The sequence below is a fragment of the Bradyrhizobium sp. UFLA05-108 genome (genome assembly GCF_059803455.1).
In genome coordinates this window covers 38,838-60,321 of record NZ_JBANAZ010000040.1, presented here as the reverse complement: position 1 = coordinate 60,321, position 21,484 = coordinate 38,838, and the positions used below count along the sequence as shown (strand labels likewise).

At 56.4% G+C, this 21,484-nt stretch carries 13 protein-coding genes and 2 pseudogenes; 6 read left to right on the top strand and 9 right to left on the bottom strand.

The window, feature by feature from the left end; all coding sequences use genetic code 11:
* Nucleotides 1-742: 742 nt before the first annotated feature.
* Together SO140_RS26905 and SO140_RS26900 are read right to left on the bottom strand one after the other, a co-directional pair.
* Nucleotides 743-1,018, bottom strand: a pseudogene (locus SO140_RS26905) (hypothetical protein); the annotation flags it as partial.
* Nucleotides 1,019-1,036: 18 nt separating this feature from the next.
* On the bottom strand, nucleotides 1,037-1,237 hold the full coding sequence (locus SO140_RS26900) for a hypothetical protein (RefSeq protein WP_449380752.1): 201 nt from the start codon (nucleotides 1,235-1,237) through the stop codon (nucleotides 1,037-1,039).
* 909 nt (nucleotides 1,238-2,146) lie between these two features.
* Between SO140_RS26900 and gmd the strand changes: the two genes are divergently transcribed.
* Both gmd and fcl read left to right on the top strand, forming a co-directional pair.
* The gene (gmd, locus tag SO140_RS26895) at nucleotides 2,147-3,154 is read left to right on the top strand and encodes a GDP-mannose 4,6-dehydratase (RefSeq protein WP_498543428.1); all 1,008 of its coding nucleotides are present in this window, start codon (nucleotides 2,147-2,149) and stop codon (nucleotides 3,152-3,154) included.
* Nucleotides 3,135-4,083, top strand: a pseudogene (fcl, locus tag SO140_RS26890) (GDP-L-fucose synthase). The gene gmd and the pseudogene fcl overlap by 20 nt, the downstream one beginning before the upstream one ends.
* Nucleotides 4,084-4,116: 33 nt before the next feature.
* Here fcl and SO140_RS26885 read toward each other — a convergent pair.
* The 4 genes from SO140_RS26885 to SO140_RS26870 all read right to left on the bottom strand — a co-directional run bounded on the left by SO140_RS26885 (nucleotide 4,117) and on the right by SO140_RS26870 (nucleotide 8,349).
* A complete protein-coding gene (locus SO140_RS26885) occupies nucleotides 4,117-5,505 on the bottom strand; it encodes a methyl-accepting chemotaxis protein (protein ID WP_498543427.1) in 1,389 nt (462 codons plus the stop codon).
* 500 nt (nucleotides 5,506-6,005) lie between these two features.
* Nucleotides 6,006-6,653, bottom strand: coding sequence for a hypothetical protein (locus tag SO140_RS26880; RefSeq protein ID WP_498541348.1), 648 nt, complete (start codon nucleotides 6,651-6,653; stop codon nucleotides 6,006-6,008).
* Nucleotides 6,625-7,539 (bottom strand): DNA-processing protein DprA, encoded by a 915-nt coding sequence (locus tag SO140_RS26875; RefSeq protein ID WP_498541349.1) that lies wholly within the window; start codon nucleotides 7,537-7,539, stop codon nucleotides 6,625-6,627. Before SO140_RS26875 ends, SO140_RS26880 begins: the two co-directional genes overlap by 29 nt.
* Before the next feature lie 432 nt (nucleotides 7,540-7,971).
* The gene (locus SO140_RS26870; RefSeq protein ID WP_498541350.1) at nucleotides 7,972-8,349 is read right to left on the bottom strand and encodes a hypothetical protein; all 378 of its coding nucleotides are present in this window, start codon (nucleotides 8,347-8,349) and stop codon (nucleotides 7,972-7,974) included.
* A 25-nt stretch (nucleotides 8,350-8,374) separates the two neighbouring features.
* On the opposite strand from SO140_RS26870, the gene SO140_RS26865 reads away from it, so the two are divergent.
* Entirely contained in the window at nucleotides 8,375-8,569 is a 195-nt protein-coding gene (locus tag SO140_RS26865; protein WP_498543435.1) for a hypothetical protein, read from the top strand.
* Here SO140_RS26865 and SO140_RS26860 read toward each other — a convergent pair.
* From SO140_RS26860 to SO140_RS26850, 3 genes are all read right to left on the bottom strand, one after another.
* Nucleotides 8,502-9,059 carry a 4'-phosphopantetheinyl transferase family protein gene (locus SO140_RS26860; RefSeq protein WP_498543434.1) on the bottom strand — a complete coding sequence of 186 codons (558 nt, stop codon included), beginning with the start codon at nucleotides 9,057-9,059 and terminating at the stop codon, nucleotides 8,502-8,504. The two genes, SO140_RS26865 and SO140_RS26860, sit on opposite strands and share 68 nt — an antisense overlap.
* 456 nt (nucleotides 9,060-9,515) lie before the next feature.
* Nucleotides 9,516-10,943, bottom strand: a complete 1,428-nt coding sequence (locus tag SO140_RS26855) for an MATE family efflux transporter (protein WP_498543426.1) — start codon at nucleotides 10,941-10,943, stop codon at nucleotides 9,516-9,518.
* The gene (locus SO140_RS26850; RefSeq protein ID WP_498543425.1) at nucleotides 10,936-17,397 is read right to left on the bottom strand and encodes an amino acid adenylation domain-containing protein; all 6,462 of its coding nucleotides are present in this window, start codon (nucleotides 17,395-17,397) and stop codon (nucleotides 10,936-10,938) included. Before SO140_RS26850 ends, SO140_RS26855 begins: the two co-directional genes overlap by 8 nt.
* A 1,257-nt stretch (nucleotides 17,398-18,654) precedes the next feature.
* Between SO140_RS26850 and SO140_RS26845 the strand changes: the two genes are divergently transcribed.
* The 3 genes from SO140_RS26845 (at nucleotide 18,655) to SO140_RS26835 (ending at nucleotide 21,317) form a co-directional block, all read left to right on the top strand.
* Entirely contained in the window at nucleotides 18,655-19,509 is an 855-nt protein-coding gene (locus SO140_RS26845; protein ID WP_498543424.1) for a hypothetical protein, read from the top strand.
* 213 nt (nucleotides 19,510-19,722) lie between these two features.
* Nucleotides 19,723-20,115, top strand: coding sequence for an adenosylmethionine decarboxylase (speD, locus tag SO140_RS26840; RefSeq protein ID WP_498543423.1), 393 nt, complete (start codon nucleotides 19,723-19,725; stop codon nucleotides 20,113-20,115).
* 719 nt (nucleotides 20,116-20,834) lie between these two features.
* On the top strand, nucleotides 20,835-21,317 hold the full coding sequence (locus SO140_RS26835) for a MarR family winged helix-turn-helix transcriptional regulator (RefSeq protein WP_449380742.1): 483 nt from the start codon (nucleotides 20,835-20,837) through the stop codon (nucleotides 21,315-21,317).
* Nucleotides 21,318-21,484 lie beyond the last annotated feature (167 nt).

Below are 21,484 nucleotides of genomic sequence, written 5' to 3'. Positions count from 1 at the left end.
GCGTGCGCCCAGGCGTAGCGACAGCAAAGACTACGACTTTCATGTTCCTAACGTGGAAGCACCAGGCTAGCCAACGCCGGATGTGTCGTAGCTCATAAAGCGCAGCTAGCCGCGGCTGCCTCCCTCCGCGTCAAGACGAACCGCGATGAGCTTCGAACGCAGCGAGGCTGGTCAGACGCAAACGCAAGCACGCAAAACAAACCGACAGGAATACGATGGCAGATTTTGCACGCCACATCGAACGGAGCGCTTATGGAAGGCGTTGACTTGTTTGCGATGGTGATGGCAGGAATGACGCTAGGCGGCTTGGCCGCAGCCATCGCGCGTGACACGTCCGAGCGCGAGTTATGTTGGTGGGAGCACCTCGCGCTGTGGGCCGCCTCGATCGCTCTATTGTGTTTCATCGTCCACAACATAAGCGGGGCCGGCATGACCGCTGACTCAAATTAGAGCGCGGTCATACCACGAGAGCATCAAGCTGCTGTAAGCTGACGATCGGTGCCATCGAATGGTCCGCTCCATGTGGCATCGGTGCATGAATCGCCGGACGTAACGATTGCCGCAGATTTGCTCATCCGCAGCAATTTCGATGGCCGATGCGCAGAACGAAATCAATCACGTGTCAAGCCGTCTCTCGTCAGCAGAACGGATCATAGTCGGACGTCGCGGACGTTGTCCGCGCTTCCATCATTGACACGGCCTATCGATCATTATCAGCTTCCGTTTGCCCGGAAGCAGATACGTTCGTCTCCGGCTGCAGCACGACCCGTCGCGCTTCCATCACATCGAGGACGGCCCGGCCCTTTTCCGTGATACGCCAGCCACCGTTCATCCGCTCAATGAGCCCCTGCGAAAAGATGTCGAGGTTCTGGACACGAGCGGCCATTCTCTTGGTACGCTCGGCCCAGTCTCGACCGCTCGTCGCTAAAATCGCCATATCACGTTTAAGCTCCGCCATCGACGCGAACCCGTCCGGATAGCTCACAAGAATCTTTAGAACGGTAACCTGGAAATTCACCTGAGTTATTGTCGGCGTCTACCGCCACATGGTCGGTGCTTCTCGAAGCGCTTCGACACCAATCTGTTTGAGGCGGCCGGGTATCCTTTCGCCTCTGGTTGCGGCTTCCAGAAGCTTAGCGGCAACATGTGCGCGGACGCCCGTCTCGTATCGGGAAATGCTCGCGCAGACCTCCTCAAGCACAGCGCGCAGAAGCTCGGCGGTAGCGGTATCCAGCATTTGGAGATCTCCCCCGTCGTCTCGTGAGGAAGATAATACGGATCGCGTGTTCCTGAATTCAAGTGAGATAGATCACGTATCTTCCAATACTGCTTCTTCCAGCTGTCTCAGAGAGTCCCGAGGCGTTTGCTCAATTCGTCGTTTGGAACCCGTTCGGCTTCGATCGCATTTCCCGCTGCGGCATGCTCTAGTTTTGACTCTCGGAGTTCTGCTTCGGCCCGTGCAATGCTCGATTGCAGCCTCGCACTCCCTTATATCCTGCCGGCCTTTTCTCAATGACCTCAACACCGGTCCTGTGCGACCTCAAACTTGAGAACAGTCCTGCGGAGGCCTTTTTTGCTTGGCGTCTTAAGCGCGGTGACCAGGCAAAAGAGATAAATGGCCAAATCCTGCTACCATGGCGCTTCGCCGAATTTCAAGATGGGCACTACCCGCGTCAATTTCTTCGACTCCCAAGCAACCGGCCCGCACAAAGGTAGAGTCCCTACCGGATGGTAGCTAGCTTTCGACTTTGATTAATGCAAGGAGCTCGCTATCGGCGCATAAATTCCGCACTTGGTTGCGTTTTTCGACGGATTTCACTCGCTCGCAGTGGCACTTCACAACTTTATCTATCTTTGATTGCTCAGCAATTTTCGGCGCTGGAATATGCCGATGCGGGCTCGAAACTGCGTTCAGTGTCTCTGGTGCCGCGCCGGGACGCCCTTGGCGCAGCTGATCTGAACACCTTGCCAGCATAGCGAACCGCAGGGCCAGGCGAAAAAGCTCTGCAAAATCATCGCTATAAACGTCTATTGTCCTTCAGACTCATTTCTTATGACCGCGCAACGGTTTAGCTGCCGGCAAGTACCTACAGCCGGAGGTGAAGGCCCACGGAAATCGATCGGTTCGTTTGCATCAGGGTGAAATTTGACTAATCAAAACTCTCAACGGCGGGTCGCCTTGATCACGCGGTCCTCTTCCTTCAGCACCGCGCGCGTCGATCATCTGTATCAGGACCGGCATGTCGGGAGCGTGCCGTTTCTCATGCACTACGGCGACATGACCGACTCGACCAATCTGATCCGCCTGGTCCAGCAGATCAGACCGACCGAGATTTACAATCTTGCCGCCCAGAGCCATGTCGGCGTCAGCTTTGAAAGCCCGGAATATACTGCGAACGCCGACGCGATCGGTGTGCAGCGCCTAGTCGAGGCGATCCGAAATCTTGGCTTGGAGAAAGAGACGCGCTTCTACCAGGCTTCGACGTCTGAGCTTTACGGCCTGGTTCAGGAAATCCTCCAGAAAGAGACCACGCCGTTTTATCCGCGCTCGCCCTATGGTGTGGCCAAGCTCTACGGCTATTGGATTACGGTGAACTACCGCGAAGCCTATGGCATGTTCGCAAGTAACGGCATTCTGTTCAATCACGAGAGCCCAATTCGCGGCGAGACTTTTGTCACCCGTAAGATCACCCGCGCCGTCGCCCGCATTGAGGTCGGTCTCGAGGAGACACTTTATCTCGGCAATCTCGAAGCCAAGCGCGACTGGGGGCATGCCCGCGACTACGTCGAAGGCATGCAGATGATCCTGCAGGCGGACAAGCCCGATGATTTCGTCCTCGCCACCGGCGAGACGCGGTCGGTGCGCGAGATGGTCGAGTTCGCATTCGCCGAGGTTGGGCGCAAGATCGCGTGGCACGGCAATGGTGTCGATGAGGTTGGCCTTGATGTAGCGAGTGGCAAGACGGTGGTCAGGATCGACCCGACCTATTTCCGCCCGACCGAGGTTGATCTTCTCATTGGCGATGCCACCAAGGCGCGCGAACAGCTCGGCTGGAAGCCGAAGCGCAGCTTTGCGCAGCTCGTGCAGGAGATGATGGCAACCGACCTAAACGACGCCAAGCGGGAGGCCGCCGGTGGCCGCCACACCGTTTGAGCCGAAGGGCAAGACGGTCTATGTCGCCGGCCATCGCGGCATGGTCGGGGCCGCGCTGATGCGCCGGCTTGCGCAGGAAGACGTGCGGCTCGTCACTTCGGAACGAAGCGAGGTCGATCTGCGCGACCAGGCCCAGGTGTTCGGCTGGTTCGCCAAGACGCGGCCCCAAGTTGTGTTCTTGGTTGCCGCCAAGGTCGGCGGCATCGTCGCAAATGATACACTGCGCGCCGAATTCATTTACGACAACATTGCCATTGCCGCGAATGTGATCCACGCGGCTCATCTCAATGAGGTCGAGAAGCTGATGTTCCTGGGGTCCTCCTGCATCTATCCAAAACTTGCTCCCCAGCCATTGCGCGAAGACATGGTGCTGTCCGGTCCGCTGGAGCCGACCAATGAGCCCTATGCGATCGCCAAGATCGCCGGCATCAAGATGGTGGAAGCCTATCGCAGTCAGTACGGAAGCGACTTCATCAGCGTGATGCCGAGCAACCTATACGGCGCCGGCGACAACTACCATCCCGAATATAGCCATGTTGTAGCAGCCCTGATCCGCCGCTTTCACGAGGCGAAGCTCTCAGGTGCAGCGAGCGTTGCCGTCTGGGGCACCGGCACGCCGCGGCGCGAGTTCCTCTATGTCGACGACATGGCGGATGCCTGCGTTCACCTCATGAAGACCTATTCGGCCGTAGAGCTGATCAATATCGGCACGGGCGAGGACGTCACCATCGCCGAGTTCGCCCGCGTCGTCGCCGACATCGTCGGGTATAGCGGCGCCATCACCTTCGACACTTCTCGCCCCGACGGTACGCCGCGCAAGTTGCTCGACGTCAGCAGGCTCGCAAAGCTGGGCTGGCGCGCGAAAAACGTCCCTGAGAGATGGCATCCAGCAGGCTTACCGCGCCTTCCTGACATCAGGCGAGGACTGACGAAGATACCAGGATTGAACTGAGCGCGCCCTACTACGCTCTTATTTTGATCAAGAAGTCACTGACCTGCCCCTGTAACGATGCGATATTTTTGCTCAGATCGGTTATCTTCCCAACCGCCTGGCCCGCCGATGAGCCAGAGGTGCGCGATGCATCATTCAGTTGGTCAATGTCTCGGGACGCATCGCGCATATCAGAACTGATGCTGGTGATACTTCTTGAGATGTCGTTCGTCACAATGGACTGCTCTTCTATGGCCGCCGATATGCTGCTCGAGATCTCCTGCACCTTGTCGACTATGTCAGCGATGTCCCCCATCGCCGCAGTTGCCAGTTCTGTCTTTTGTTGGATGGCGAGGATTTGAGTATCAACCTCGCTCGTCGCTTTTGCTGCCTGTGCGGCGAGATTCTTAACTTCCCCCGCCACGACTGCAAAACCTCGCCCCGCTTCGCCAGCGCGTGCTGCCTCGATGGTGGCGTTGAGGGCCAGCAAATTGGTTTGCGAGGCTATGCTCTCGATCATTTGGACGACGCTGCTGATCTTCGTCACCGACGCAACGAGCTCACTTAATGTAGCTTCAGCGCGCACGGTCTTATCGCGCGCAGTTTGCGAAATGCTCGCCGCGGTCGACACTTGTCGGCTGATTTCGGTAATCGAGGCCGAGAATTCCTGAGCAGCCGAAGACACGGCAGTGGAGTTTTCCTCCGTCTTTTTCACCATTCCTGTCATAGCTTCAGTGCGATGGTATACATCGTCCGTTGAAGCAGTAATTTCCGATGCAACCGCTTGCATGTCCTGCATTGAGCTCGCCACAACGTCGACGACCCGCGACACATCGCTATCAAATCTCCTTGCAAGACTCAGCCTCTCTTCGCGCATACGGACCAGGTCGGTTATGTCCTGCCAAACACACACGACTATCGGACGGCCGCTGAATTTCGATACGACAAGACTAATCCTGACCGGAACGGAGGTTTGATCTTTACGCCGAAGCCACCACTCGATTGCGACGTGGCCCGACCTCATCACAACCTCATTGGTCTCCTCGAACATCTGGGCAACCGTCTTGCCGTTCGGTTGAGGATCCAGAGAAAGCGTAGCGATATCCAATCCTCTCAGTTCTTCTGCATTGGAAAGCCCGAGCATGTGAGCTGCAGCATCATTGCCGAGCACGCAGCGGTCGGCGTCATAAATTGTAATACCATCTTTGATCGACTCGAACGCTTTGATCGCCATCGCTTCGTCCAAGGTCGCTGCTGCCGCCTCCCGTCTCGTCGACGTCATGAAGGAAAGGAGCAACATCAATCCGCCGAGAAGGAGTCCGGCCCAGAAGTGAAGTGAGAGCGCATCTGCATTAGCCGCAATTGTTGCTGCTGGGACGGATAATGCCAGGGCGAGATTTGATATCCGATTGTGCCACATAATTCCAACCGCCACTTGAATCCAACATAAGTGGGCGTATCGAATCTCAATTAAGATTTCCCTTGCGCACCATCCTATCGGTGGCGCACCTATACCTGCGTATAGCCGAGTATACCGGCGTATATGTGCAGTTGCTCGCGAGGAAAGCTTGGCGCGCAGTCCAAGATCTCGGCGACAGCATGCGAGCGCGATCTGGACCAGGCCGCTGTTGAGTGGTGATCAGTATCCAGTGCATGAAGAAATCCGCTGATCTGGACAATCTTCGATGGAGACCGGGGCACCAAGTCGAAGTCAGCCCCGGGACCGTACCTAAGTCTATGGCTTGACGCGCACCATGGGACGAAGCGAAGGGCCTGCAGCGGCCGCTTTCCGATGACGCCCTAAAGATTGTCGCACGCGGCGTTTCCAAGGAAAATCGGGCCGTGGCATGAAACATGTCCAGGCACGCCCCTACGCCGGCGGAGCCGGCTCTATCGCAGCGGCCTGTGGGTGACAATCGTTCACCTCAGTAGGTCTTCGATCGGCACTTCGTTAAATGGATCTGCGAGCGCGCGTCTGGCAACGAATAGTCCAATTACGCGCGTCTGCGGAGCGCGCTCAAGAATCATCTCCTTGACGGCTTTGAAATGGGAGCCTGTCGTGAGGACGTCGTCGACGATACCCACGATACCGCGCAGGTTCTGCAGTTGGTTTTCCGCGATCCTGTAGTTCTGCTTGAGCTCGGTCGGCGACATCCGGTTGCCGCCCTTGAAAGTGTTCGTCGAGGCGATCTGCTCGACTAACTCTCTGACGTCGGGAGGCGCCGGGGCGCGGACTCCTCGGCAGACCTGCACCATACGATCATCGTAGGCGGGATCGGCTTTCATCTTCGATGGCGGAACCGGAACAATCGTGGCTTGGGCCAACCATTCGGCGTTTAAAACCGCTGACAGATCGTTCGCGCATCTAGCGATTGCCGCGGCCTTATATTGGTACCCACCGTCGCCTCGCTTCTTCTGAAGATTGTGAACGAGCTGATTGGTCTCGCCGCCGCGCCAACCCAAACGGGCCGTATATTCGTAGAGGTAGTGACAATCGTCACCCTCGTCGAGGTACCAGTGGTCTCTACGGTTGGTCTCGTCAATTTGCTGGAGAAGGCGTGCAATCACCTAACGCGCCCCAGATATCGGCGAGATCGTGGACACGGATCGCGCCCCTCTTCTCGAAGTTCGCCGGCCAAGTGATGTCATCTCGCTTGAAGCAGGAATCGAGAATGAACAGCTTTCGGCCTTGCTGTAAGGCCGCGCGAGCCTGCGTGAGCGTCCCGCTTGTGTCGCTGGCCTCGACGATGATCGTCCCCTTGGTAAGAGCGCTCATCGTGACGTTGCGCTCAGGGAAAAACAGCTTGTTCTGCGGTACGTGCTGACTAGCGTACCGGAGCACTGGCACCTGAGAAATGAGTAGATGTTCCTCCGCGATCCTGCGCTGGAGCGCCTGATTCTCCTTCGGGTAATAGGTCCCGATCGGCGTGCCGATCACAGCGATTGTGTGGCCCTTCGCCTCGATCGCGGCTGTATGAGCTGCAGTGTCGATGCCGGTTGCCAGGCCCGACACAACCGTAAAGCCGCGCTCGACCAACGCGCGTGAGAGCCTCGCCGCACGCGATTTTCCATCTTCGCTAGGATTGCGGCTCCCCACGACGGCAACGCAACGCGTCTCGACGAACTCCCAAGCACCTTGGAAATAAAGCATTTCCACCGGATGTCTTGCATCCCGGAGCTTCGGAGGATAGTTGCCAGTGAGATTCAGCCGAGTTCCGAACCTAGATACGCCTGCCTTCTTGAGCGCAGCCAGAACTTCCGATGCGCGAACATCCGCCACAGCACCTGAAACGAAGTCGGAAGGGACAGCAGTCGGGTCCGATGCGAATTTCTCGGCGATCGTTTTGAAGGTAGCCCCCTTCTCAAGCCACAGCGCTTCGTAGGCACCCAACTCCCTACGCGGCGAGATTGACCGTACGGCCGGCCCGTCATTCATTCGTGCGAGAAGGTTCATCGTCCAACCCTAGCTACCCCCTGCGGCGGCGTCGAATCAAACAGAGTCGAAGTCCACCATTTTGAAAGCCGACGCTTTTCGGGGACAAAAGCGTCTGGAGGTGTAGCAACCCACAAAGAACAAATCAAGAACAATACAATATCTCCATACAGATCATTGGGTTAAATGGTTAACATTTCCTTGATTTGCCGGTGCTCTGTCCTCGGACAAGGCCGAGCACGTATCGGCCGCTTCGGGCGTCAACCCGACAGCGATGTAGCGAATTGCCACCCCCAAGACGCGCCGATCAGTCGGCCGCCGCCAAAATCGGGGAGACCTTTCCACCGAAAAGGAAGAGGTGTTGAAAAGTCGGCACTGTTCGCCCGTAACGCCCCGGCTCCACAACTGAAGCCAGCCATAATGTCTGCCAGGCAGTGGTCCGCGCGGCTCTGCCTATGGTCGCGGCCGAACAAGTCGGATGCCGCGAATGCAGAACCGATTTGTGAGGCCGGCACCCGGCTCACAATGCGGTTCGTACCGGTTATCTCTGTCGAACGACACGCCACCGGCACGATTTGTGAAGGCGTAAAATGCTGATGAGGCAGCGTAGCCCGACTGTCTGCCCTGCGTGTCCACATGGACGAATTGGGAATTGTGGCGGTCGCTGGCTTGGCGAGCACCGCCGAGCTGCTGGCGATTCTTCGCAACGAAAACCACGACAGAATCCCTGATGCCGCCCGCTTTGCCCTTATCCAAGTCGCTGAGCAGATTGAGCTGCTTAACGATATCGAGCGATTGGATACGTTCAGGCGCGAGAAACACCCGGTCCATGCTCCCCTCCTCTTCGATGTCTGACGTGAACGAAGGGACGATCATCATCGTCAGCAGCGGCTGGCTGCCGTACCAACTGTATAGCGCCTGCGAGATCGAAGATCATTTCATGCCAAGGCTCCGGGCAACGTTGACAAGTTTCGCAGCGCTACTTACGAGCCTCGAAATCGCACAGCCAATGCAAGAATACCTCCAAGAAACGGGAGATAAATTCCATTGATAGTCCGACTGCCGAGATTCATAGGTTTTTCCGGATTGATGATCTCCGCCTCGAAAAACCCACTCTGGTCGCCCGTTCTAACGCTGACATCTTGAAAATCTAGGAATTCACCGGTTTCTGGCGAATATGCTTTGTATACAGCCTCCTTGATTACGAAGATTAGTTTCGGGCCAAAGCGACTGCTGGACCATTCCCGACGTTGTAGTTCCGCGGAGGTGCATATGATTGGCATAAGGTCAGCTCCGAGCGGCTCTTCATCTTCGATGTCCAATCCCAGGGCGAGGACGTTTCTCGAGCATCCCGCAACGGCGCCACAATCAGACGAAGAGTGGGAAATGCTCCCAACGAAGCCTACGGGCCAAAGAGGAGCCCGATCACTTCTAGACAAAATCGGATCAGGAGTGAATCCGAGGCGGCGCAATGCCTCGCGAGCGTGATGACGTCCCCAAGCGAATTCACGCCGACGACGCAGGGACACGTTGCCTAACATTTTCGCTTCAGGGGGAAACGGAGGAGGAGCGGGATCGTACATTGGTCCGCCCGAAAAGCTGATATCATGCGCCAAAGCGGCAGAAATGGCAGCTCCTAACGTCGCGAGCGTTTTCATAGCTGGGACAAACCCTTTTTTTTCGAGGAGCGCGAAGCGGGACCTTTGAATTCCCGCGAGTGGTTAGCTTGCGACCACAAGAGCTTCAAGTCGCGGGAGTCCAGCTCATCATGCGAGCGGCACCCCGATCTCGACCGGCGGGAAACTCCAGCTCCGCGTCCGCTTCCGACTGCCGTTGCGGCGGCCTGCAACACGCGCTTTTGCTGCATTGCGAACGTCACCGCTCAAGACCACTACTGTAGCGCATGACTCTTGCACGCAACGCTCTTCATTCTCTTGGAGTGCAACACATCCGCGGGCGATGTAGGCCCAATGCTCCGGTGATATCCGTCGTCAGTTTCAACCCACAATCTGGGTTGCTCTTGAAGTGGGATGCCAGAGCGCTCGTCTAAGCTCAGCGAACTGTTGAAACATAACAAACAACGCGATCATGCCGGCGCCCAGCTCAGCGATTGCTTGACTGATCAACAGTCCGTTGAAACCCGATATGATCGGCAATAATAGTATGGCCGGTATGAAGAGATAGCCCTGCCTCGCGAAGGACACAACCGCACTGAGGCGCGCCCTCCCGAACGACTGAAGCATCGTCGTTACGAAACTCTCAAGACCAAAAAACCCAAAGAACAGATGGAAGACAATGGAGGTCGAGACAGCAATTTCCCTGACCTTATCGCTATTGCTGAACAGCCCAACCAAAGGCCGGGCAAAAATCACAACGGCCGCAGAATACGCAACGGAAAACGCGACCGTTATTGAGAGTATGAACTTCGCAGCCTTCAGTAGACGAGCAAAGTCCCGTGCACCCCAGCCAAAGCCAAGGACAGCCTGCGAGCCCATACAGAAGCCGGTGATAGGCAGTGCGCCGATCGTCAAGATCCGTACAGCTATTCCCAGGGCCGCGATAGACTCGTCCCCGAACGGCGCAGCAGCTCCGTACAAGAGCATAACGGCAATTGCCGATAAAATACTGGTCGCGGACGCTGGCGCCCCTATGAACGCGAGCTGCTTGATGCGATCAGCTCGCAACGAGACGTGAGATATCCTGACCAGGACTATCCCGCGGAGCCTCGCAAAATACGCGATATAGAGGCTAACAGCAGCTATCTGAGATACCAGCGTTGCGAGGGCCGCGCCTCGCACACCGAGGTCCAGCAGAAATATGAAGATGGGATCAAGCACAGCGTTCAGTATGAAGGCGGTAACCATCGTCCACATGCTGAACCGTGTATTGCCTTCGGCCCTGACGACGAATCCGTTGACAATGTTTAGAAGCATCAATGTGTACCCAAACAAAAGCGTCGTTGTGTAGTCGAGCGCCACGGGTATAATCGTTGGGGTCGCCCCGAGCGTTACGAAGATCTTTCGCAGGTTTATAAGCAGCGCGACCGTAACCGTGATACCGATCGGAACGGCGAGCGCGAGTGCCGTGCTCGCGCCTCGACTCGCTTCCAGGTACTCTCCAGCGCCAAGATGACGAGATATGACCGACGCTGCTCCAACACCGATCCCCTGTCCAGCTGCTGTGACCAGGACCACGATCGGGAAGGCCATGCTGACAGCTGCGATCGCCTGTGCGCCAAGCGCGCCAACAAAGATCGCGTTGACGACCTGCTGTAACGCGTTGATCGACAAGCCAACAACAGACGGAATCGCGAGCCGCAGAATGAGGCTCGACAGATTGGGGGCCGATAGGTCAATGTGCTGCATCTTCTTCGGAATCGCATCGCGATCGCTCTCGAAGGCGAATTCCGCATCTGGCTCATTCATGGGTGAACGTGTCGCGAGCTCTTCCGCATTCGCTAATCGTTTGCACCAACTCCCGTTGCAATGTTGTGCAAAGATTACGGGTCAGCTCATAACCGACTTGGCTTGAATCATACCTCGCTTCGATCTGAAGCTGGCCGGCTTCATATCCGACATCGAACCAGAACAGGTGAATCACGGACCCTTCATCCATGTCTTCGCCGATCCAGAGTCGAGAGGGTTCCCTGGCTAAGAGACGGCGTGGAAAATGGCGCTGCACACCCGCTCGATAATTCAATCCAATTCTTGGTAAGGGCAGGCGACCGACCCGGCTCCGCACGTCTACATCTCGGTTTAAGAATTTCATGGCCCGAAACCCGATTCCCCTGCGCGGCAGGGAATTGCGCTGGCGGTATATTGAACGCGCACGATCGGGGCGGTGCTCCGTTGCTGTCAGTCTCAAGGGGAGCGGAACAAGTTCGCTGATATGGGCGATGATCTGAGATGGATCGAGATCATCAAAAAGTCGCCCACGGATTGAGGTAAGGCTATCGATCCAGAGCGAGTAGTTGCCGAAAACGCGTCCAAAGGCGCCGGATATGGCCGCAAGAAAGACATCGACGTCCTGACAATGCGCCCACCTGGCTGCAATATTGAAGAGATCAGCTGTCGCTTGTTTGTCGATCTCAAGATGGTATTTGGCCTGATCTTCCCAGAGGGATCGGCAGTTCGCTTCATCCGTGCGCCCCTCAAGGCGTGCATAGTGAAGCTCTCTCGCCGTCACCTTCGAAAAGCTTGCGCCGCCAGATGAAGTGTCGCTGATGTGAAAATCGAACTGATGGTAGTCAATCCCCTCCCAGTATTCGAGTTCGGCTGGCGCTTCGCTGTTCGCGTAGTGTTCAAGGCGCTTCAACCATGGACAGAGCGCTTGTGTGTTCTCGGGACCGCTTAGAGCATGGCCCGAGGCAAGGGCGTTGTATGCCGTATCCAACGCTTCCAGGAATAGGCGATAGCCGATCCCGTCCGCTACAAAATGATGGATCAGGACCAGAAGATAGTAATCGCCGCTTTCCGCTGTGCGTAACGCTGTGACGCTGACAAGAGGCGTCTGGCCGTCAAACCGAAACATATGCTGACGCCTTGCCGAGATGCTCTCGATTATCTTACGCTGCTGAAGGACGCTTATTCCGACAAGATCGATCTCTTCCACGAGGCGTTCGGCCACGGAAGGTTCGATTGTCAGACGTAGGCCATCAGCAGTTCGAGCGATACGCAGTCTGAGGCCTTCGTGCCTATTCATGACATGGGCAAGGGCGCGCTCGAGCGTTCGGACGTTCAGGACGCCGGCGGGCAAGAAGAACAGATCGCCGATGTTGAAGTGCTCGTCGAAGGCGGCAAGACGGTTCCAAGATGAGATTGCGGGGGTGATTGCCAATGAACCATCCGCGGAATGGGGTGTAACCGCTTCGTCTGCCGCCAATTCCCTGATAGTCGGTGTTCGATGAAGTCGCTCGACAGTGAGATTCAGCCCGGCTTTGCGCGCCAGCGTGACGCAGCGCACGCTGAGAAGAGAATCTCCGCCGATATCAAAGAAGCTCTGATCGAGTCCGACCCACTTGGTGCCTAATAGATCCTGCCAGATCGCAGCAAGAATGCGCTCCTTCCGCGTGCGGGGCTCAGCACAGGGAGCTGGCTCCACCTCGCGGTAAGGAACGGACGACAGGCGAGAACGATCTATCTTCCCACTTGCCGTAAGGGGGATGCTGTCAACCAAACGGAAGGCGGCAGGAATCATGTAGGATGGCAATGTGTGGCGCAGGTGAGTGACAATATCTCCAGAACTTAGACTGTGGCGAGCCGGAACCACGCTGGCGATCAAGCGGCGATGACTATCCATGCCGTCTGCGACGACCACAGCTTTTGCGATTGCAGGATGAGACTCAAGAGCCGTTTCGACCTCCTCCAACTCAATTCGAAAGCCCCGTAGTTTGATCTGGTTGTCCGATCGGCCGCAAATCTCGAGCAGGCCGCCGGTTGAAATGCGTGCGATGTCGCCAGTTCGATAAAGAACGCTGAATCGGCCGTCATCATACGGATTCGGGATGAAACAGCGGTTGGTCCGATCTTGATCCCGCCAGTACCCAGCGCTCACGCATCGTCCGGCAATGCAGAGTTCGCCAGCAACTCCGACAGGGACTCTCCTTAACTGGGCATCGAGCACGTAGATTTTGACGTTATCGATTGGGTGCCCAACGGGGACAAGGGACGAGCCGTCGTCGGCATCCGATGTTTCGTAGACTGCTGCATTGGATGCACATTCCGTAGCACCATAGAAGTTCCACAACGGCGTTTCAGGAAAATTCGCACGCCAGCGCCCGGGAAGCGAGGGAGGCATCGATTCGGCGCTGCTTGTGACCAGCCGCAAGGACGTCGGTCGCGGGCGCCGTTCTTGCGAAGCGATGACGGCGGATAGGAGTGGCGGAGAGGCAAATAAATGTGTCGCACGACATCTTGCCAACGCGCATAATAGCAGATCCGGATCCAGCAACTGCTCCTGGGCTAGGATCAGCGCCGGTATACCCTTCAGAAGCCCCCCAAAGTACTCCCAAGCCGAAGCAACAAGTGATGCGGACTTCTGCACAACCATAACGTCGGTACCGTCGAACGGAAAGCGTCGCCACATCCAGTTCAGTCGATTGAGAATTGCCGATTCCGGTATAAGAACTCCTTTCGGCCTTCCTGTTGATGACGACGTGTAAATAAGGCTTGCAATTCCCCGATCTGATGGTTTGTCCCTGCGCCCAAAATCGTGCGCGGGCACGCTCGCCCCCTCTAGGGTCAATAGACAGACCGACGGCACGTCGAAACGAGGCTCGGCGGCATTTGCGTGAACTAAGAGCTTTGCCTGACTATCTCGCAGGATATGTTCGATCCGATCACGCGGATAATCCGGCGATATCGGGACAACAATGGACTGTAGGGCTCGTGCCGCAAGAATAACCGCGGCCACGTCGGACGACCGGTCGACAAGCATGGCAATCATATCGCCAGCTCCCACGTCCGAAGCCCGCAGTAGCGATCTGATAGCTGTTACGCGCTCGCGCAGGTGGCCGAATGTGATCTCACCGAATTGACCAAAATATGCCACTTGGCTCTGATTCGAGACGCAGATTTGCTCGAAGGCCTCGACAAGCGGACATTCAGTCTCATATGGCTGCAGCGAGCCAACCAGCGAATCCAGCATAGCGACGTCTGACGCGCTGAGGCAGCTCAGATTCTTAATGGGCGCAAGCGACTTCTCAATGCAAGCTGCGATCAGACAGCGCAGATTGTCGGCCATGTGAACAATCAGATCGCTCGAAAATATGTCTTCCGCATACGCTAGCTGGAGAGCAATTTCATCGCCCTGATCTTGTGCGTACAATGTCAGATCGAATTTTACATAGCCGGTCTCATATTCGCGGAATGTCAGATCCAACTCATGTTGGCCGGATGGCTCGGCGGCCTCGGAGTACATGTTGAACATGACCTGGAAGATCGGTGAGCGGCCGGCTTCGCGAACGCGAAATAGACGGGCATCCCTCACCATCCAGCCGAATGGATATGCCGAATTTGCGATGGCAGTGCTAACTAGATCCTGGACGCGCAACGCATGAACCACAAAGGACTGGTCGACATCGATCGCGGTCCGGATCGGCAGCATATTCAGGAAAAAGCCGATAATTACGTCGCTGCCTGGTTGATCCCGTACGACGTGAGGTATGCCAACAATAATGTCGTCCTGACCGCTATACATCCGCAGCAGCAGCTTGAAACATGAAAGGAGTGTTGTCGACGTGGTGCATCTATGGCGGCGCGCAAACTCCCGGACCTGATTGGAGAGCTCGCTGCCAAGCAGCACCGCATGCGAAGCGCCGCGATAGGAATTTGTCTGCGGCCGCGCTCGTCCCGTTCCGAGCGAAAGAACCGGCGGATCATCGCCAATCTGATTACGCCAATAACTCCGTTGCTTGGCTAGCGCCTCCGGCGTCGTGTGTTGGATTTCCCAGAGGGCATAGGTCGAGAGTGACGCCCGGTTTTCTGGCAAGAACGCCGCAGCATCTACGTACCTTTGTCGAAGGTCCCTGAGCAGAACGGAGATCGACCAGGCATCGATGATGATTTCGTGAGCGGTGATCAGTATCAGATGGTTGTCAGCGCTAAAACGGATCATACGCGCGCGAAATAAGTGGCCTTGGCCGAGATCAAAATTGGCGTTAAGCTCTGTTCGTCGCAGCTCTGCGATCAGCTCCTCTGCTTCCTGCGCCGTGAGATGAGATGCATCAGCCAGTTCAAGGCTTGCGCATTGAGGAACATCGAAACATTGAAGCGGACCTTTCTCGTCGATGAAGCGTGCAGAAAATGCCTGATGGGAGTGAACGACATCGGTCCAGGCGCGATTGAATGCTGCCAAATCGATGCTGCCCTTTATTCGCAGGCCGCCCTGAATGATGTAGTTCCTGGCAGACGGATCAAGCTGTGAGAGAAACCATAGGTGCTCCTGAACTCGCGTTAGGGGCGCGCGCGTTAGCCTACCGTGCGTCGGGGCTGTGCACGGTTTCGATTCGACTGGAGCCGAGATCGACGCCGCAAGAGATCGGATCGTTCCATTCAGAACGCGCCTGAAATCCGCTCTCATTCCGAGCAAGGTCTGCACCTGGGCCAATATAAGCATCGCCCGAAGCGAGTCTCCGCCGAGGCTTATGAACTCGTCATTCACGCCAATGTTCTTAATGCGCAGAACGCCGGACCAAATTTCACACAGCTGAGCTTCGAGCTCTGTTTGCGGCTCCTCAAATCGAGTCGGCAAGAAAGGGCGCACACTGGCCGGGTCCGGCAAGGCTCCAAAATCGACTTTTCCGTTTCTGGTCAGTGGAATACTGCCGACGTGGATGATTCTTTCTGGAAGCATGTAGGTGGGAAGGGCTTCGGCAAGAAAGTTCTGAAGCTCGCCTTCGCCCACCTCAGCCGGGGCCGACACGTATGCGATAAGTCGCCGCGATCCAGTTTCCCCCTCAGCCCTGGCTATGTTTCTCGCCGTAAGCTTTACGCCTGTGCAGGCGGAGGCGACCACGACGGCGCCACGTACCGAATGATGAGCGCAAAGGCGGGCCTCGATTTCTCCCAGCTCAATTCTGTGCCCGCGAATTTTGACCTGACGGTCTCGTCGACCGAGACATTCCAAGAGGCCGTCGGAACGAGTGCGCCCGAGATCACCTGTCCGGTATAGGCGCTGGAACGAAGGATCGTTCGAGAACGGGTTTGGCCCAAAGGCATCCTTGGTGCGGTCGTCGTCATTGACGTAACCAGCAGCGACACCAACGCCGCTAACACAGATCTCGCCGACCTCTCCCGGGTTGCACAGCCGCGGTCCGTCCGCGACATAAACCTCGAGGTTAGAAATCGCTTTGCCGATCGGCACATAGAGGTCAGTCAGCGCAGGGGGGACGGAAAGCAGATGATGCGCAACGCCGTCCGCGCACTCGGTCGGCCCATAGTGGTTGAGAATGGGGACCAGAGGATATAAGGCAAACCACGCGCGCGCCAGTCCCGGCGTGAGAGGTTCTCCGACCGTAGAAATAACCCGCAAACCGTTCAGAGCTCGCTCAGCGGCCGCAAGCGATTGCAAATATTCAACAAACACCGCAAGCATCGACGGAACGAATTGAACAACCGTCACGCCACATTGTTGAATTGATTGGAGAAGACCAACTGGCGATTTCAGGGTCGCATCATCGATGATAGCGCTACAGCCGCCGACGCAAAGCCCCGCCAGAAGCTGCCACAGCGAGATGTCAAAGCAGTGCGACGCTGTCTGCGCGACGCAATCCGTCCGGCTTAGGATTAAAGCGTCAATTTTTGCCGCCAAATGATTATTCAGCGCTGCGCGCTCGATCATTGCGCCCTTGGGGCGGCCCGTCGAACCAGACGTAAACAGAATGTAGGCAAGTCCATTCCCGTTCGATGATGGCGCAAGAGACGACGCTTGGCCTTCGCGCAGCGCCGCCTCAATCGTCACGAATTGCGTGGTGGCTTTGCTGTTCGCCTGGAGTTGGCTAAGCGACTCCAGCCGGTCTGGACCAATAATCAGAGCGCAGCGGCTCTGCTCGATCATGAATGATGTACGGGAAGCGGGTAACGACGGATCGAGCGGCAAGTAGGTTGATCCAGCCTTCAAAATTGCGACGACAGTCGTCGCCCAATCGAGGTCCCGCTCACCCAAATAGGCGACCACCGCGCCGTGAGTCCCCCTCTCTCGTAACGTCCTCGCGAGAGCATCCGATCTTAAGCGCAGCGCCTTGTAGGTGAGTGCGTCTGCGCCGTACCTCAGGGCAACCCTCTCGGGATCGGAAGATGCAAGCCGATCGATCTGCATGATCGGATCGACCGGTTGACGTTCCTCGACAGGATTTTTGTCCGATCGATTTTCCTTACGCATACGCCTTCCGCCATTCGTCGCCCTGTGTGGCCCTTAAATCAGAACACCGAGGGTCCTGAATGGCGGGTACATTTCTCCACCCTGGTTCTGCCAGTCATAATATGCCGTTTTGACTAATTGTTAGCCTGTCGTCCTTTGCGCTCACTGTTTCCTCGATAATCGGCAGGGGAATACGACCGAACGCTAGGGCCTCAAGTTGGCGGTCGCATCTACCTGATCTGGTAGTAGACACGCAATCGTCTGCATGCCACCCGCAATCAACGCGCCCAGAGACTCGGTTTTGGCTTGTGAATTCTTGCATGTGCTCTCCTGATGAAAGAAGACCTGACGCTCGCCGGGTTACATGTTGCCTACGGTCCCCAAGCGATGACGTCGACATCAAGACGGATGCGTGTTTGTTTTTCCACGAGGCGGTTGCGTAGCCGCTGAGGGGCAGTTGTAGGTGCTCGAACATTTTGACGCTTTTGGCTTTGTAGGGTTCTGCTGTAGGTCGGGAAGACTGAAACTTGCTTTGACGCGAAAAGGATTGTCGAGCATGCATCTCGCGGCGGCCAAGCGGCACTACACAAGCTTCAATTACCGTTCGGAACGCGTACCGGAGCGCCCTTTCGGGTACTCTAGAGGTTGCCCTCCGCGACCAGAGATGACGTTTCCGAGTGCGGGGCAGCGTAACGAGTCTTAGGCGTGCAGAACCAGCCACCGCGAGGTCCTTAATCTGCCGATGTTCGCAGCCGCTTAGCACCACAGCGAAGCCGGAGCCGGCGTGTTACAGGCATTCGTGGCAAGCTGGAAGACACTGACGGCGAGCCTTTCCCGCCGTGCCGCGTTGCGTGACCGATCGCTCGTGACGACTTCCCGCGAGCCGGACTTCGATAACCCCAGCGTAGCTCGTGCGCTGTGCGGGCAGATGGGTCCAGCGTCCAGGCCGGCTCCGCTCGTCGGTAAGAACCAGTGGATTATACCGGTTCGCATCAGCCTCGATAGGTGAGATCGAAATTCTGTCGAAACCAACGAAAGGCTCCTTCTACTCTGCAGCGAGGGAGGCGGCTTCCTCTCGCGCAAAATATTGTCGGTACGTGCAGAGCGATTGTCAGCTCTAGGACAATTGTCCACAACTTGACGCATGCACCCGGTACGATGCAACTCGAGACTCCTCAATTTCCAAGCGGCACGCTGCTTGCTTCGTTCACGGCGCCATCACCGATGCAAGCTCGAAAGTGCTCGGTTGTCGATAGAAGCAGCGCCGCGGAGTGTTTGATGCGATCTGGAGTTCGTTCTGGGGGAGCGACAACGATTGCGCTGGTCGCAAGCGGCGTAGCCCATTCGGCGGATCTTGAGCCAACAGTATGTCTGTCATCGACTCCGTGGAGCTTGGTCGGAGGATATGTTGGTGGGCAGGTCCGCGGTGATTGCGGCCAAAAATGCTTCACTAATCCCGACATTCCGTCTGTCTATGATGGTGGCATCGCTACCCATGTGTTCCTTGCAGACGACAAGGCAGACTACAACTCCCAGAAAAGCAGTTCGGTGTTCGGCCTCAAACGTGAGGCCCGGGGCGCTGTCTCTAACTGTACAAATACCTGCCTCGTCCCGTCCCGCATGGCGCTGAGCGCAAATAAGGCGAGTGCCAGCGTCTCTGGCACCGGGGCCGGTCGCTTCGGTTACGCTTTCGGCACGCACAGCCACACCCCCTACCTCAGCGGAGGCTTGGCTTGGCAAAGCAATAGAGACGAGGTCATAATCACAACGAGCGCCAATGTCGGCGACGGCGCGCTCGACTGTTACAAGACGCTCGAAGAGGTCTTTCCAGGCATAAGGCACTACGATGCTGGGTGCAAAAGACCGCGAACCTCCAGTGCCACCGTCGTTCAGGCCACCACGAAGAGGGATTTGCGCGAGGCATATTGGCCGCGAATCGAGCGTCCGCGCGAAGCAGCGACCGAACTGTTTGCCGACAAGGTTTGCGCCAAGTACAGCCGGGCATTGAATGCCGGCGCACCGCTGGCCTTCGACCATTTCCTTGCCGAACAGAGATCTCTTGCGGACCACCAGTTCAATCGAGAGCGTGTTCGCCAGGGCAAGACTGGACCACGCAGACGAAGGGCTCCTTGATGCCAACCGCCCCCAGGGCAATGGTGTTCGAGCTGGTGATCGCAAAATAAAGGTCTGGCGGTGGCTTAAGGCACAAAGAGGTGCCGAAGGTCGCAGTTGTCAGATTCAATGACGGTATTCACGCAATCAAGGTGCCGAGCGGGCCTGATCACCCCGTCACCTAATCCCGAATAGCTCAGCTTAATGGGCCCACAATTCAATGGAGATTTCTGAGTGACTATTGATAGCGAGAAAGAAACCACGCCGTCTCTGTCCTCCGGTGCGACGCATGTGCTCATCGACCTATGGGGAGCGAGGAACCTTGACGATCCAGTCATTGCCGAAGACGCAATCCGAAAAGCCGTCCGGGCGGCGAGTGCGACATTACTCCATCTTCATGTTCATAAGTTTTGTCCGGGTCACGGCGTCTCCGCAATAGCCTTGTTGGCCGAATCGCATATCGCCTTACACACCTGGCCAGAGAGGTCCTACGCGGCCGCCGATGTTTTCGTATGTGGCAACTGCGATCCTGCGAGCGCCGTGCCAATTCTAGTTGAGGCCTTTCAGCCCGAACACTCTGACGTTCGCCGCTTCCGCAGAGGCGAGTCAATCAAGCCAACGCGTTGAAGCAGATGTCGATCTCCTTGGATTGGTCGCGGAGGCTGCTTCGCTCGCGCATGCGTCGCGCCAGCAGTATTGCGAAAGCCGATTTGGGGCCCGCCCTTCGCAACCTTGCAACCGATGGCGCCGATGACAACGTCCGCAGCGGCTTGGGTGCTGGATATCTTCACCTGAGCGTCGTCGACGAATGAGGCATCATTCAGTTTTTATCATCTTGAAGCCGTGTCATGTCGCAACTATGACGACCTAGCGCGCGGCGCTGTTGCAATGCGTGTCTCCTCAAAGAACTGAAGAAAGTTCTATCGAATAGAGTTCTTCCATTTTGCTCGCGGTCGCTAGCCAGTGCAGATATAGCCGCTTTGCATACGGCTTGCCGAGTGGCATCTCGCGGCTTCGATAAAGCGTCGGATCGTAAGCACGCTTTGCTTGAGCAGGTTTATTCTATCGTAAGACGTTTTCGTGGACAAAGTCAGTTGGGTTCAGAACGCAGACGAGCTCTACTTGGATTAAAAGTAGACGCAAAAGTGACATATCCCCGACATCAAACTCGGTAGCTGCGACGTCGATGCGCACTCAGATCAATTGTGCTTCTCAATTGTTTTTGATAGCACTGTGTCGCCCGTGCACTTTTTTAGGTCGCACGAGAAGCGTACGTAGGTTTTCGCCGAAGTGGACATCAACCTGTGCGCGTATCGGCGACACCTTGAACTGCCGGGAACAGCAACATGCAAGTGAAAGAACAACTCGATAGAGCCGTTAGCGACTTCATCTGGAACATCGTTGAGGTCCATTCCCAACTCGAGGAAATACACAAGAGTTGGGCTCAGCTACTAGGCATAACCGAAGCGCAGTGGTTGATCCTCATGGCCATCGACGAACTCGATGAAGGTCGAGGCGTCTCGGGAACAGCGGTTGCGAACAAGCTGCGAATCCATCCTGCTTTTGTTACCAACCAAACAAAGAAACTCGAACAAATGGATTTCCTGGCCCGTGTGACCTCGCCTGATGATGCGAGATACCTACAGATCTCACTGACGCAAAAGGCGCGGGCGGAAATCAGGAAGCTGTCAATCAAACGACAAGCTCTCAACGCCGCGATGCTTGACGGGCTCGACGAGGAGTCTCTTCACTACGTCAATAAACGGCTACTCTTAATTGCTAAGAACAGCCGATTGGCATCTCAAAAGCTGAGTATCGGAATATTGTAGATCTAAATGACGCGGTGCTGAGCTAGCATCAGAGCCTGCTCGCTCGGCACCACGACTTGAACCGCGGCGCCTAGGCCTACTGAGCCCGCAACTTGACGAATACACGATGATGCGTCGAAAGTTGTGATCTACCGCTGAGAGGACGATGTCCATCGCGTCGCCGGCGC

Bases quoted from the DNA above. Each gene is read 5' to 3' on its own strand.
- SO140_RS26900 (WP_449380752.1), bottom strand. From the start codon at position 1,237: ATGCTGGATACCGCTACCGCCGAGCTTCTGCGCGCTGTGCTTGAGGAG.
- SO140_RS26885 (WP_498543427.1), bottom strand. From the start codon at position 5,505: ATGTGGCACAATCGGATATCAAATCTCGCCCTGGCATTATCCGTCCCA.
- SO140_RS26875 (WP_498541349.1), bottom strand. From the start codon at position 7,539: ATGAACCTTCTCGCACGAATGAATGACGGGCCGGCCGTACGGTCAATC.
- SO140_RS26870 (WP_498541350.1), bottom strand. From the start codon at position 8,349: ATGGACCGGGTGTTTCTCGCGCCTGAACGTATCCAATCGCTCGATATC.
- SO140_RS26860 (WP_498543434.1), bottom strand. From the start codon at position 9,059: ATGTTAGGCAACGTGTCCCTGCGTCGTCGGCGTGAATTCGCTTGGGGA.
- SO140_RS26855 (WP_498543426.1), bottom strand. From the start codon at position 10,943: ATGAATGAGCCAGATGCGGAATTCGCCTTCGAGAGCGATCGCGATGCG.
- SO140_RS26850 (WP_498543425.1), bottom strand. From the start codon at position 17,397: ATGCGTAAGGAAAATCGATCGGACAAAAATCCTGTCGAGGAACGTCAA.
- SO140_RS26845 (WP_498543424.1), top strand. From the start codon at position 18,655: ATGCGATCTGGAGTTCGTTCTGGGGGAGCGACAACGATTGCGCTGGTC.
- SO140_RS26835 (WP_449380742.1), top strand. From the start codon at position 20,835: ATGCAAGTGAAAGAACAACTCGATAGAGCCGTTAGCGACTTCATCTGG.